The organism is Streptomyces sp. HUAS YS2 (assembly GCF_033343995.1).
In the GTDB taxonomy this organism is placed as follows: domain Bacteria; phylum Actinomycetota; class Actinomycetes; order Streptomycetales; family Streptomycetaceae; genus Streptomyces; species Streptomyces solicathayae.
Genome location: NZ_CP137573.1, coordinates 6073684 through 6087144, shown reverse-complemented (window position 1 = coordinate 6087144; position 13461 = coordinate 6073684). Strand labels below are relative to the sequence as shown.

Below are 13461 nucleotides of genomic sequence, written 5' to 3'. Positions count from 1 at the left end.
CGGGAACGCCGCACACAGGGAGTACTCCCCTCCGCTCCAAGAAGGTTACCGGAAAACCCAAGGGAAGGTAAAGAGGAGGGTAAAGAGGCACCAAGTCGCCTGGTCAGCGCCCCCATTGGCGACGCGCGTCGGCGACCTGCATCAGCACCTGCCGCAGGATCCCGCTGCCCTGCGGGACCAACGGCGGCTCGTACGTCCAGGCGTGCCCCACCCACGGATCGGCGAGATGGTCGTCCGCGACCGGGGTGATCCGCAGCAGCTTGCGCCACAGCGGGTCGAGCACCGGTCCGTACGCGCTGGCCTCCTCCCGGTCGGCCACCATCATCAGGTGCACGCCGACGGAGGGCCCCTCGTCGGCGAGGTAGCGCAGCTGGGTCACCGCGCGGTCGTCGAAGCCGTGCGGGAAGTCGTGGACGATCAGGAGGTGCTCGCCCGGGTCGAAGCCGGGCGGTAGCGCGTCGGCCGCACCGGCCCGGACCGCCATCTGCAGCAGGTCCACCCGCTCCGTGAGCTGCGCGAGGAGGGCGGTGACACCCGCCGCTCCGGCCGCGGGCGGGGCGGCGAGCACCCCGGTCTCGACGAGCGGGGCGAGCGCGGCCGCGCCGGAGCCCGCCGCGTCGGCGACGTGCACGGTGAAGTCGCCGGCCGGGTAGACGGCGAGCAGCCGGGCCGCGTGCGCGACCGCGGTGTCCAGCGCGAGCCGGCGCAGCGTGCCCTCGTCGAGCAGGTTCGCCGCCTCGGACCGGCCGCGGCCCGAGTCCACCCACAGCCCGCGCTCCAGCGGCAGCCGGACGAGCATGGGGATGCGCAGGCCGGTCTGCTCGGGCAGGTGGAGGTCGCCGAGGCGCAGGGCCATCGGGATCTCCATGGGCACCCGGTAGGCGTGCCAGACCGGGTTGTCCCAGCGGGCGAAGGCGGCCGGCAGCGCGGGTTCGACGACCTCGGACTCGGCGACCAGCTGGGCGAGGTCGCGGTCGAGGGCCTCGCGGGCGCGGTCGGTCAGCTCGTCGTGCTTGGCGCGGGCCGCGGCCCGGGCGGCGTCCCCGGTACCGCCGATCCGGCTGCGCGGGTCGGACAGGACGCGGTCGAGCTCCTGGTCCATCCGGGACTCGGCGAAGTCGCAGGCGCTGCGGTACGCGGCGGTGGTGCGGGCCAGGTCCTCGAACATGCCCCAGACCTGGTTGTAGAGCCGCTCCTCCATGGACCAGCCGGTGGCGTCCCCGGCGACGGGGGTCGGCGGGCCCGTCGGCGGGGCGGCGGGCGCGCTCTGCGGCGGCGCGGGCTGCGGGTCCGGGGCGGCGGGCCGGCGGCGCGGGTGCGCGTAGCTGATCGGGCCGCCGGACGTGGCCGGCTGGGCCGGCGGCGGGGTGGGGTCCTGCGGGAGGCCGGCGGCCGGGTCGGGCGCGGCGTTCGGCGGCGCCGTCGGCGTCGAGTGGCGCACCCGCTCGGCATCGGGGACGCGCGGCGGCGGAGCGGAGACCGAGCGGGCCATGCCCCGGGCGACGGCGTCGAGGATCGTGCCTGCCAGCTCGGTGGGGCGCTCCAGACCCTGGTCGGCGAGCATGGCGGCGAGCCCGCCCTCGTACCCCTGGCCCATCGCGCGGACCTTCCAGGCGCCCTGGCGGCGGTAGAGCTCCAGGGCGAAGACGGCGGACTCGCTGTCGAGGCCGGTGATCGTGTAGCTGGCGATCTCGGTGCCGTCGAGGCCGGTGACGGCGACGAAGGGCGCGGCGACGGCGCCGAAGCGGGACGGACCGCCGACGCCGACGGGCAGCGCGAGGAGCAGCGAGACGCGGTGCACGGATTCGGGCAGCGCCTCCAGGTCGACCGCGAGGCGGTGGTCGGCGGCGGCCTGCTGGGAGACCTCGACACCGGGCAGCGCGGGCGATCCGGGGTGGGCGATCCACTCGACGCCGGCGACCCGGCCCTGCTCGTCGGCGAGAGTGGCGCCGGCGACGACCGGATGACCGGCCGACACCCGGATCTCCAGGCGGTTGTCGGGCAGGGGGTGGTTCTGCCCCCGGACCAGCTCGGCCGTCATCGACTCTGTCCCCTCGAAGCTGTGGTTCGGATCATGCGGGATCATGCGGGACAGCTCCCGGGGGCTCGGCCTCCGGGAGCTGTGGGTACGGCTTCGGCCCGCCCTACAGGTGCGGCAGGATCGCCGGCATCAGGTCCTGGAAGGTGCGGCCGTTGGCCGGGTTGCCCAGGGCCGTCATCTGCCAGCCGGAGCCGGCGCGGTGGACCTTCGCCATGATCTGCGCGGTGTACTGGCCACCGCCGTCCAGGGTGTAGCGGGCGAGCTCCTGGCCGTTGGTCTCGTCGACGATCCGGCAGAACGCGTTCTGCACCTCCTGGAACGTCTGGCCGGTGAAGGAGTTCACCGTGAAGACGATCTGGTCGATGTGGACCGGGACCCGCTGCAGGTCCACGAGGATCGCCTCGTCGTCGCCGCCCTGGCCCGCGCCGCCGACCAGGTTGTCGCCGGTGTGCTTGACCGAGCCGTCGTCGCTGACCAGGTGACGGAAGAAGACCACGTCCACCGGCTGCTTGTCGGCGAAGAGGACCGCCGAGGCGTCGAGGTCGATCTCCCGGGTGCGCGAGCCGAACAGGCCGCGGCGCGGCGCCGCCTGCCAGCCGAGGCCCATCCGCACCGAGGTGAGGCCGCCCCCGCCGGACTTCTCCAGGCTGATGGACTGACCCTTGGTCATGTTGACCGTCACGCGCTGTCCCCTCTCGTTTCGTCCGCAGTCGTGCGCCGCCCCCGCGGCAGCCTTCCGTATGCGGCTGTCCAGCACCCTACGCAGGGGCACCGACAGCGCATCAGCTTCGGGCCGTTTTTGTGTCGGTCTTGCAACACACCGCCCGGGTCCGGGCGGTGTCCGCGTCAGGCGAGTCCCGCCTCCTTCATCTGGCGCAACTCCTTCTTCAGCTCACCCACCTCGTCCCGGAGCCGGGCCGCGACCTCGAACTGCAGCTCCGCCGCGGCGGCCCGCATGCGGTCCGTCATCTCCTCGATGAGCGCGGCCAGTTCGGTGGCCGGACGATCGCCGAGATCGAGCGCGCCGCCCTTGGCGCCCGCCTTGGCCCGCTGGGGCGTGTGCGCCGTGAGCGAGGGCACCGGGGCCTTGGCGCCCTTGCCGTCCTTGCCCTGCCGGTAGCCGGTGCCGAGCAGCTGCTCGGTGTCGACCTCCTCGCGGGCGATGGTGGCCACGATGTCGTTGATCTTCTTGCGCAGCGGCTGCGGGTCGATGCCCTTCTCGGTGTTGTACGCGATCTGCTTGGCGCGGCGCCGGTTCGTCTCGTCGATGGCCTTCTCCATCGCCGGCGTGATCGTGTCCGCGTACATGTGGACCTGGCCGGAGACGTTGCGCGCCGCGCGGCCGATGGTCTGGATCAGCGAGGTGCCGGAGCGCAGGAAGCCCTGCTTGTCGGCGTCGAGGATGGCGACCAGGGAGACCTCGGGCAGGTCGAGGCCCTCGCGGAGCAGGTTGATGCCGACCAGGACGTCGTACTCGCCGGCCCGCAGCTCGCGCAGCAGCTCGATGCGGCGCAGCGTGTCGACGTCGCTGTGCAGGTAGCGGACCTGGATGCCGAGCTCGAGGAAGTAGTCGGTGAGGTCCTCGGCCATCTTCTTGGTGAGGGTGGTGACGAGCACCCGCTCGTCCCGCTCGGTGCGCAGCCGGATCTCGTGCACCAGGTCGTCGATCTGGCCCTCGGTCGGCTTGACGACGACCTCGGGGTCGACCAGGCCGGTGGGGCGGATGATCTGCTCCACGAACCCGTCGCCGCGGGAGAGTTCGTAGGTGCCGGGGGTGGCCGAGAGATAGACGGTCTGGCCGATCCGCTCCTGGAACTCCTCCCACTTCAGCGGGCGGTTGTCCAGCGCGGAGGGCAGCCGGAAGCCGTGGTCGACCAGGGTCCGCTTGCGGGAGGCGTCGCCCTCGTACATCGCGCCGATCTGCGGGACGGTGACGTGCGACTCGTCGACGACGAGCAGGAAGTCCTCGGGGAAGTAGTCGAGGAGGGTGTTGGGGGCGGAGCCGGGCTCGCGGCCGTCGAAGTGCATCGAGTAGTTCTCGATGCCGGAGCAGGAGCCGATCTGGCGCATCATCTCGATGTCGTAGGTGGTGCGCATCCGCAGCCGCTGGGACTCCAGCATCTTGCCCTGCTTGTCGAGCTCGGCGAGCCGGGTCTCCAGCTCGCGCTCAATGTCGTTGATCGCCCGCTCCATGCGCTCCGGGCCGGCCACGTAGTGGCTGGCGGGGAACACGTACAGCTCGCGGTCCTCGCTGATGACCTCGCCGGTGAGCGGGTGCAGCGTGGACAGCGCCTCGATCTCGTCGCCGAACATCTCGATGCGGACGGCGAGCTCCTCGTAGACCGGGAAGATCTCGATGGTGTCGCCGCGGACCCGGAAGGTGCCCCGGGTGAACGCGAGGTCGTTGCGGGTGTACTGGATGTCGACGAAACGGCGCAGCAGCTGGTCGCGGTCGATCTCCTCGCCGACCTTGAGCGGGACCATCCGGTCCACGTACTCCTGCGGGGTGCCGAGGCCGTAGATGCAGGAGACGGAGGCGACCACGACCACGTCCCGCCGGGTGAGCAGCGAGTTGGTCGCGGAGTGGCGCAGCCGCTCCACCTCCTCGTTGATCGAGGAGTCCTTCTCGATGTAGGTGTCCGACTGCGGGACGTACGCCTCGGGCTGGTAGTAGTCGTAGTACGAGACGAAGTACTCGACCGCGTTGTTCGGCAGGAGCTCGCGGAACTCGTTCGCCAGCTGGGCGGCCAGCGTCTTGTTCGGCGCCATGACCAGCGTCGGGCGCTGGAGGCGCTCGATCATCCAGGCGGTGGTCGCCGACTTTCCGGTGCCGGTGGCGCCGAGCAGCACGACGTCCTTCTCGCCGGCGCGGATGCGTCGCTCGAGGTCGTCGATGGCCGCGGGCTGGTCGCCGCTGGGCTGGTAGGGGCTGACGACCTCGAAAGGCGCCACCGTGCGTTCGATCTTGGAAACGGGCCGCATGCAACCACCGTACGACCCCCCACTGACAGTCGGGCGGCCTTCGGCCCGCCGGCCGCTCGCGGCCCGGGGGTCACCAGTCCTGCGGGCGGTGCCCGTCCCGTCGCACGGTGCGGGCGGAGGACCGGCGGGAGGTCCGGTCGGCGGGCTCGCCGTAGGCCGGGGCGGAGCGCGGGGCGGGCAGTCCGGGGCGGGGCGGCGACGGCCGGCCGGAGGGCTTCTGCCAGTCCGGTTCGCCCATCACGAGCAGCGGGTCGAACATCACCACGACGGCGGCCAGGACCAGGAAGACGCCCGGGCCGATCAGCATGGGCAGCAGCAGTGAGGCGGCGGTGTCGCCGCCGCCCGCCGCGGGGGTGCCGTGCAGGTGGACCCGGACGGCGGCCATGGCGGTGTAGTGCATGCCGCTGACGGCGAGGCCCATGACCAGGCTCGCGCCGAGGCTGGCCAGGAAGCCGTGCACGGAGACGGCGGCCCACAGGGCACTGGTGGCCGCCACGACGGCGATCAGGACGGACAGGGCCACGGTGACCGTGTCGTAGTCGATGCGTCCCTGGAGCCGCATGCCGGCCATGCCCAGATAGTGCATGGTGGCGACGCCGAGGCCGGTGATGGTGCCGCCGGTGACCAGGGCGAGCGGGGTGGCCCCGCGATAGCCGACGATGAAGATGCCGATGCCGACCATGACGATGGCCACGGCGAGGCTGGCGAAGGTGATGGGCCGGTCGTAGCTGATCGGGGCCTGCTGGACGGAGAACCCCATCATCGCGATGAAGTGCATGGTCCAGATGCCGGTGCCGATGGAGGTGGCACCGAGGGCGAGCCAGCCCGCCTTGAAGCTCTCCCGGTTGCGCAGCGATCTCGTGGTGCAGCGCAGTCCCAGGGCTCCGCCGAGGCACGCCATGAGATAGGCGGCCGCGGGCGTGACGAGGCCGTAGCTGAATCCGTCGACCGTGCCCTGCATGGCTGTGTGTCCTCCACCCCTGAACGGCCCTGCGGCCGAAAACCGTCGGTACGGCTGTGTCCCCCGTCCGGGCGAGATTATGGCGCCCGGGACGGCCGGCAAACATTTGCGGGGTGATTCACCTGGGTCGAGACTGCGTCCTGATGCGGTCCGGGAGGTTCCGTTCGCCTGCCGGCCCTGCTTCGCCGGCTCTCCGTCGGGCTCCGGCCGTGAGGCGCATTTTCGTCCGTGATTCAACGATGCGAGGAGTCGACTTGCCCGCACGTCCCGTCGCCCGCCCGGCCGTCGCGACCGCCGCCGCGCTGCTGGGCCTCGCCGCGCTGCTGGGCCCCGGCACCGCCGACCCGGCCACCCGCCCCGCCGCGGGTCCGGCGCGCGCCGCGCACGGGCCGCCGCTGGTGATCGCCCACCGCGGCGCGTCCGCGTACGCGCCCGAGAACACCCTCGCCGCGATCGATCTCGCCGGCGAGATGGGCTTCGCCTGGGTGGAGAACGACGTCCGGCGCACCAGGGACGGCGAGCTGGTCGTCGTCCACGACGACAGCCTGGCCCGGACAACCGACGTCGAACAGCGCTTCCCGGGCCGCGCCCCCTGGAACGTGAAGGACTTCACCGCCGCCGAGATCGCCGGCCTGGACGCCGGGTCCTGGTTCGGCGGCCGGTGGAGGGGCGCACGGGTGCCCACCCTGAAGGAGTACCTGAACCGGCTGGACGCCAACCGCCAGAACCTGCTCCTGGAGATCAAGAAGCCGGAGCTGTACCCGGGGATCGAGGCCGACACGCTGCGCGTGCTGGACCGGGAGGGCTGGCTCGACCGCCGCCACGTGCGGGACCGGCTGGTCGTCCAGAGCTTCGACGCGGCGAGCGTGCGGGCGGTGCACGCGCGGCGGCCGGACGTCACGACCGGATTCCTCGGCACCCCGGCCGTAGCCGAGCTGCCCGCGTACGCGGCATTCTCCGATCAGATCAACCCGTCGCACACCACGATCACCGCGGACTACGTGACCGCTGTGCAGGCCCTTCGGGGCCCGCACGGCGTGCCGCTGCGGGTCAGCACCTGGACGGTGAACGACGCGGCGGACGCGAGCCGGGCCGCCGGGTTCGGCGTGGACGGGATCATCAGCAACAGCCCGGACGTGGTCGCCGACGCCGTTCACGCGGGCTGACCGTCGCGGTCGGCCCGCGCGGTGTCAGTGGCCGGTCGTACGGTGGTCGGCATGGACAGCGAAGTGCAGTCGCCGCGCGTGGAGTGGGCGGTCGTGGAGAGCGACATCGGCCCTCTGCTGCTGGCCGCGACCGACCGCGGGCTGGTGGCCGTCCACTTCCACGCCCGCGCGAGGGTGCGCGAGCAGGCGGTGGCGCGGCTGGGGGACAGGTTCGGCGCGGAGGTCGTGGAGTCCGCCTCCGGCCGGCTCGCCGAGCCGATACGTCAGCTCGCCGCGTACTTCGCGGGCGAGCTGCGGGAGTTCGACCTCCCCCTGGACTGGACACTGGCGACCGGCTTCAACCGCGAGGTGCTGCGCGAGCTGGCGGCCGGCGTGCCGTACGGCACGGTCGTGGGCTACGGGGACCTGGCCGACCGGGTCGGGCAGCCGGGCGCGGCGCAGGCGGTCGGCGCGGCGATGGGCGCCAATCCGCTGCCCGTGGTGGTGCCGTGCCACCGGGTGGTGGCGAGCGACGGGACCCTGGGCGGCTTCGGGGGCGGTCTGGAGACCAAGCGGCAACTGCTGGCGCTGGAGGGCGTGCTGCCGCAGCCGCTGTTCTGACGACCGATCCGCGCCGGCGACCTGGGGCGGATACCGGTACGGGGTAGGGGCGCCCCGTTCCGCCCGCGCACGTCTGCTGACACACTGCGTCAGTGACCACACGCCCTGATGCCTCTGACGCGGCCCTGCCCACGGAGATACCCGCCCCCGTCCCGCCCACCGGACTTCCGGCCCTGCGGCGGCGCGTGAACGCGGTCCTGATCGCGAGTCAGATCCTCGGCGGGCTCGGCGTCGCCATCGGCGTCGCGCTCTCCGCCGTGCTGGCCTCGGAGGTCAGCGGCACGGACGCGCTGGCGGGCCTGGCGTCGGCGGCCGCGGTCGCCGGCCCCGCGCTGCTCGCGATGCCGCTCGCCTCGCTCATGACCGCGCGCGGCCGGCGGGCCGGTCTGGTGCTCGCCTACCTGGTCGGTGCCCTCGGCGCCGGTGTGGTGGTGCTGGGCGCGGTCGTCGGCAGCTTCCCGCTGCTCCTCGCGGGCATGGTGGGCTTCGGCGGGGCGTCGTCGGCGAACCTCGCGGCGCGGTTCGCCGCGGCGGACCTCGCCGAGCCCGACCGGCGCGGCAGGTCCATCTCCAACGTGGTGTGGGCGACGACGATCGGCGCGGTGCTCGGGCCGAACATCGCGGCCCCGGCCGGCAAGAGCGTCGTCGGTCTCGGCATCCCGGCGTCGGCCGGCCCGTTCCTGTGGGCCTCGGGGGTCTTCCTGCTGTCCGCCGTCGTGGTCGCCGTCCTGCTGCGCCCCGACCCGCTGCTCACGGCGCGGGCCCTCGCCGGCGCGGAGGAGAGCGGCGCGGCCGACGAGCGCTCGCTGAAGGCCGGCATGAAGGCCGTGCGGGCGTCGTCGCGGGCGCGGCTGGCCCTGGTCACCGTGGCCTCCACCCACACCGCCATGGTGTCGATCATGTCGATGACCCCGGTGGCGCTGAGCCATCACGGGGCGGACATCCAGCTGATCGGCCTCGTCATCAGCGGGCACATCGCCGGCATGTACGCGTTCTCGCCGGTGATGGGCTGGCTGGCCGACCGGGTCGGCCGGCTGTCCGTGATCGGCCTCGCCGCCGGGCTGCTCACCGGCGCGGCACTGATCGCGGGAACGGCGGGCGCGAGCCACGCCCGGACTGCGGCGGGTCTCGTCCTCCTCGGCCTCGGCTGGTCGGCCGGTCTCGTCTCGGGTTCGGCGCTCCTGACGGACTCGGTGCCGCAGGCGGCACGGGCCGCCGTCCAGGGGTTGTCCGACTTCATCATGAACACCGCCGCCGGCGTCGGCGGGCTGGTCGCCGGCCTGATCGTGGCCCGGGCGGGCTACGGCTGGCTCAACGCCGTCGGCGCCTGTCTGCTCCTGCCGATGGCCGCACTGGCCCTGCGCGGCGCGACCCGCCGTACCCCGAAGTCCGCCTGACCGTCACCGGGCCGCCCGCCGCACCGGGTTCGGCTCACCGTCACCGGACCATGGCCGGTGACGAGGCGCCCCGGGCCAGGACGCGCGGGGCGCCGGAGCCGTCCGCCGGGCCGGCCCACACGTCGCCCGCGTGGCCGTAGGCGAGCGTCCGGCCGTCGAGCCAGAGGACCTGGTCGTCGATGCTGCGGCGGTCGGCGAGCGGCTGCTCGCGCCCGCTGCGCAGGTCGAGGACGTACAGCCGCCACGGCGACTTCGGGTCGTCCGACACCTTCTTCTTGAACGCGATCCGGGTGCCGTCCGGCGACAGCGAGGGGCACTCGGCGTTCGCCCGCAGCGCCCGCGCGGACCAGGCCCGCAGATCCCCCTCGACGAGGTACGTCCGCCCGTCGGTGGAGACGGTCGCATAGAAGCGGTTGTCGTCGCGGGCGAAGGTCACACCCCAGTAGTTGACGTCGGGGGCATGGTGGCGGCGGCCCTCGAGGGTGAGCGGGATCTGCTCCATGTCCTTGACCAGATAGCCCGTCCGCAGGTCGAGGATCGAGGTGCGGGTGGAGAACGCGGAGGTCGCGTACGAGTCACCGGTCGCGAACATCGTCCAGGACAGGACCCTTCCGGAGGCCGACACGCGGGCCCGGTTCGGGATGCCGGGCAGCGCGATGCGCCGTACCTCGTGGAGCCTGCGGTCGAGGACGATCGCGTACGCCCGGGCCGGCACCCCCGGCCGCCGCTGGAGGCACAGGGCGGTGGGCCCGGCGGCGTGGAAGCGGTCGCAGACGGGTCCGCCGGTCCGCCGGGTCCCGTCCCGGCCGGCCAGGGCGACGCGCCCGGTCGCCGTGTCCCGGACGAACAGCCGCTCCCCCGTGCCGTCCAGGGTCAGCGAGGCGTCCGCCGACGGGCGGGACGCGCCGGCGCGTTGGGCGGCCCGCAGCGTGTATCCGGCGGCCCCGCAGCCGAGCAGCAGGACGGCGAGGGCCAACGCCCACAGGCGGGTACGAGTGGGACGGCGGGTCATGAGGGGGTTCCTTCCGTGAGCGCATCGGACGGCAGCAGGCGCCACGCGCAGCCGACGGCGGCCGCCAGCGCGCCGAGCGCGAGGACGAGGGCGGTGCCCGGCCCCCACAGGGTCCACGCGGCCCCGAAGCCGGTCGCCGCGCCGAGTCGGGCCAACGCCTGGACCGTCTGGACAGCGGCGAGCCCGGTCGCCCGCCGCCCCTCGGGCAGCAGCGGGCCGGCGAGCGCCATCAGCACCCCGTCGGTGGCCGCGTAGAAGACACCGAGCAGTGCGAGGACGCCCACGAGGAGCAGCGGCCCCGGGCCGCCGTCCGGGACGAGGAGCAGTGCGTACCCGAGCAGCAGGGCGAGATGCCCGTACAGGAACGGCCGCCGTCGCCCGATCCGGTCCGCGAGCCGACCGGCCGGCACGGCGAGCAGCAGGTAGACGGCGGCCGCGCCGAGCGGCAGCAGCGGGAACCAGGCCACGGCGAGGTCGTACCGGCGCTGCAGCAGCAGGTACACGAACGCGTCCCCGACGGTCGCCGCGCCCAGCAGCGCGGTGGCGGCCAGCAGCCGCCGGAACGCGGCGGAGCGCAGCAGGTGCCGTCCGCCCGGGCCACGGTCCGACCCGCCGCGCACGCGAGCGGCCGGACGAACTCCCGCACCGACAGCGGTTGTCGACCCGTCCGACGGTACGAGCACCACCAGCAGCAGCACCCCCACCAGCCCCACGCAGAAGCTCACGACGAACACCGCGTCGTACGCGTCCGCCGTCGCCCACAGCAGCGCGAACGCGGCGAGCGGGCCGAGCAGCGCGCCGGTCGTGTCCATCGCGCGGTGGACGCCGAACGCGCGCCCGAGCCCGTCGGGCGGGCTACCGAGCGTGATCAGGGCGTCCCGCGGGGCGGTCCGGATGCCCTTGCCGAGCCGGTCGGCCGCCAGCGCCGCCGCGATCCCGGTCGCCGCACCGCTCGCGAGGAGCAGCCCGAGCCGGGAGCAGGCGGACAGCGCGTACCCGAACCCGGCGACGCGCTTGGGCCGGCCGCCGCGGTCGGCGAGGTGTCCGCCGAGCATCCGGACCAGGGCGGTCGCGCCGTTGAACAGCCCGTCCAGGAAGCCGAACTGGAGCGGCGAGAGCCCCAGCCCGAGGACCAGGTACAGCGGCAGGACGGCCGTCACCATCTCGGAGGAGACGTCGGTGACCAGACTGACCGCGCCGAGCGCGAGTACGGTCCCGGAGACGCGCCGCCGGACCCCCGAGGGGGTCGGCGGCGCGTCCCGGCGACCGGTGGTCGCGAGGTACATCAGTGGCAGGTGTAGGTCGGGCCGGAGTCCTTGACCGAGCCGTCCGTGCCGACGTACTGCCAGGTGTACGTGGTGTCGGTGAGGTCCAGCTTCAGCACCCCGTACGGTCCGCTGATCCGCTTCTGGCTGTTCGGCTGGACGGTCTCGATCGGGTACGGCTCCGCCCCGCCCATGCCTCCGACGATCTCGACGATGCCGTCGGCCGTGGCCCGCCCGTACGGGTCCTGGGGCGCGAAGCGCTCGTAGTGGTGGTCGTGACCGTTGAGGACCAGGTCGGCCTTCGCCGCGTACAGGATCTTCCAGACGGGCTGGGACACCGGGTCGTTGCCGTGCCCGCCGGAGGAGTACAGCGGGTGGTGGAAGTACGCGGCGACGCAGCGCTTGGCGTTGCGGGCGAGGTCGTCCTTCAGCCACTGGATCTGCGCCGGGTCGTCGAAGGAGTTGGAGTCGAGGGCGAGGAAGTGCCAGTTGCCCTCGTCGTAGCTGTAGTACGGCTTGCCCTGCGGGTAGGCGAGGGCGCCGAAGTACGCCTTGTAGCCGGCGAGCGACCCGGCCGGGTCGTAGGTCTCGTGGTTGCCGGGCGCGGGCCGGGTCTTCGCCTTGAAGGCGCCCCAGGTCTTGTCGTAGTAGTTCCTGAAGTCGGAGAGCCGGGCGTCGTCGTACTGGTTGTCGCCCATCGTCAGGTAGAAGCGCGGGGCGATCCGCTGCGCCAGGGCGGCGGTCTTGGGGTGGGCGCAGGAGCTGCTGGACGCCGTGCACTGGGCGGCGATGTCGCCTGCGCCCACGACGGTGAACGCGCCGGAGGGCGGCGGCCCGGAGTCGGGGATGCCGTACACCTCCATCTCGAAGAGGGAGTAGCCGTACGAGGTGCCGCGCGCCGTCCCGTACACGCGGATGTGGCGGCCCGTTCCGGTCAGGCCGGTCCAGTCGTCGGTGCCGCCGTTCCCTGCGGTCTCGGTGGCGAGCCGGGTCCAGGTGACGCCGTCGGCGGAGATCTCGACGCGGTAGGCCTTGGCGTACGCGGCCTCCCAGACGAGGCGGACGCGGCTGACGGCGGCGGTCGCGCCGAGGTCGACGCGGAGCCACTGCGGGTCGGAGCCCTCGGCGCTGGCCCAGCGGGTGGCGGGGTCGCCGTCGAAGGCCTTCTCGGGGCCGAGGGTGGCGTCCTCGACGGAGGACGAGGTGGCCGGCTTCCCTCGGGAGAGGAGCGGGTCGGCGGCGTCGGCGCGGTCGGGGAACGCCAGCAGGAGGCCGGCGACGAGGGCGAGCACGACGCCGAGCAGGGCGGTCGTGGGGCGGAGGCGGGGTGGGGCGAAGGCGGTCAGGCGCATACCTGGACTCCCTGGCCTGGAGGTGGCGAGAGCTGGACACCGGAGCGCGCGAAGGCCACCGTCCGCCCTGAGCGGTGGGCGGACGGGGCGGTGCACAGCGGCCGGGTCAGAGCTCTCGCTGAGCGCGTCACGCCCGTCCCTCGGGGGAGGGGACGGGCGCCGCGCCGAGCCGCCGCCGCGGATGCTATCCGACAGGAAAGTTTCCTACCAGACCCTGGGCGTCCGGGACTTGGGCCGCCGGGAAGGGTTTGAAGCCGGGTTCGTCTCAGAGGTTGATGTGGTACGCCTTGCGCAGGGTCTCGTGGACCGTCCAGACCGTCTTCTCGCCTTCGCGCATGAAGGCCGCGACGCCCGGGCCGAGTTCCAGCGTGCTGCCGCCCTCGAGCTCGACGGTCGCGCGTCCGCTCACGACCACGAAGAGCTCGTCGGCCTCGGTGTCGGTCACCACGCCGGGCGTGATCTGCCAGAGGCCGCGGATCTGCTTGCCGTCGGCGGACTCCCACAGCACCTTGCCGGTCACGACCGGGTCGCCCGAGACGATCTGGGCCGGGTCAAGGGGGTCGGCCTCCAGCTCGGCGTCGGGGATGTGCACGGCGAAGGAGGACAGGTCATGAGTGGTCATGGCGAGTGACTTTAGCCGGGCGGACCCCCTCTGACCAGCACGTTTGTCGACGGTCGGGGTGGC

11 protein-coding genes are annotated in these 13461 nt (G+C 73.3%); 3 read left to right on the top strand and 8 right to left on the bottom strand.

Going from position 1 to position 13461, the window contains the following annotated elements; translation table 11 throughout:
- Window positions 1-103: 103 nt before the first annotated feature.
- The 4 genes from R2D22_RS28180 to R2D22_RS28165 all read right to left on the bottom strand — a co-directional run bounded on the left by R2D22_RS28180 (window position 104) and on the right by R2D22_RS28165 (window position 5984).
- On the bottom strand, window positions 104-2041 hold the full coding sequence (locus tag R2D22_RS28180) for a TerD family protein (RefSeq protein WP_318110025.1): 1938 nt from the start codon (window positions 2039-2041) through the stop codon (window positions 104-106).
- Window positions 2042-2144: 103 nt separating this feature from the next.
- Complete coding sequence (locus R2D22_RS28175; protein WP_318107498.1) at window positions 2145-2723, bottom strand: TerD family protein; 579 nt, start codon at window positions 2721-2723, stop codon at window positions 2145-2147.
- Between the two features lie 164 nt (window positions 2724-2887).
- On the bottom strand, window positions 2888-5023 hold the full coding sequence (gene uvrB, locus R2D22_RS28170) for an excinuclease ABC subunit UvrB (protein WP_318107497.1): 2136 nt from the start codon (window positions 5021-5023) through the stop codon (window positions 2888-2890).
- A gap of 70 nt (window positions 5024-5093) precedes the next feature.
- Window positions 5094-5984, bottom strand: coding sequence for an MHYT domain-containing protein (locus R2D22_RS28165; RefSeq protein WP_318107496.1), 891 nt, complete (start codon window positions 5982-5984; stop codon window positions 5094-5096).
- 254 nt (window positions 5985-6238) lie between these two features.
- Between R2D22_RS28165 and R2D22_RS28160 the strand changes: the two genes are divergently transcribed.
- From R2D22_RS28160 to R2D22_RS28150, 3 genes are all read left to right on the top strand, one after another.
- Entirely contained in the window at window positions 6239-7150 is a 912-nt protein-coding gene (locus R2D22_RS28160; protein WP_318107495.1) for a glycerophosphodiester phosphodiesterase, read from the top strand.
- A 51-nt stretch (window positions 7151-7201) separates the two neighbouring features.
- A complete protein-coding gene (locus tag R2D22_RS28155) occupies window positions 7202-7750 on the top strand; it encodes a methylated-DNA--[protein]-cysteine S-methyltransferase (RefSeq protein WP_318107494.1) in 549 nt (182 codons plus the stop codon).
- 92 nt (window positions 7751-7842) lie between these two features.
- Window positions 7843-9147: an MFS transporter gene (locus R2D22_RS28150; protein ID WP_411977089.1), complete on the top strand. Its 1305-nt coding sequence runs from the start codon at window positions 7843-7845 to the stop codon at window positions 9145-9147.
- A 40-nt stretch (window positions 9148-9187) separates the two neighbouring features.
- Here the strand turns inward: R2D22_RS28150 and R2D22_RS28145 are convergent, their stop codons facing one another.
- The 4 genes from R2D22_RS28145 to R2D22_RS28130 form a co-directional block, all read right to left on the bottom strand.
- On the bottom strand, window positions 9188-10159 hold the full coding sequence (locus R2D22_RS28145) for a TolB family protein (protein ID WP_318107493.1): 972 nt from the start codon (window positions 10157-10159) through the stop codon (window positions 9188-9190).
- On the bottom strand, window positions 10156-11445 hold the full coding sequence (locus R2D22_RS28140) for an MFS transporter (RefSeq protein ID WP_318107492.1): 1290 nt from the start codon (window positions 11443-11445) through the stop codon (window positions 10156-10158). The genes R2D22_RS28145 and R2D22_RS28140 overlap by 4 nt, the downstream gene beginning before the upstream one ends.
- A complete protein-coding gene (locus tag R2D22_RS28135) occupies window positions 11445-12776 on the bottom strand; it encodes a discoidin domain-containing protein (RefSeq protein ID WP_318107491.1) in 1332 nt (443 codons plus the stop codon). Before R2D22_RS28135 ends, R2D22_RS28140 begins: the two co-directional genes overlap by 1 nt.
- A 265-nt stretch (window positions 12777-13041) precedes the next feature.
- Window positions 13042-13398: a cupin domain-containing protein gene (locus tag R2D22_RS28130; RefSeq protein ID WP_318107490.1), complete on the bottom strand. Its 357-nt coding sequence runs from the start codon at window positions 13396-13398 to the stop codon at window positions 13042-13044.
- Between the last annotated feature and the right edge of the window lie 63 nt (window positions 13399-13461).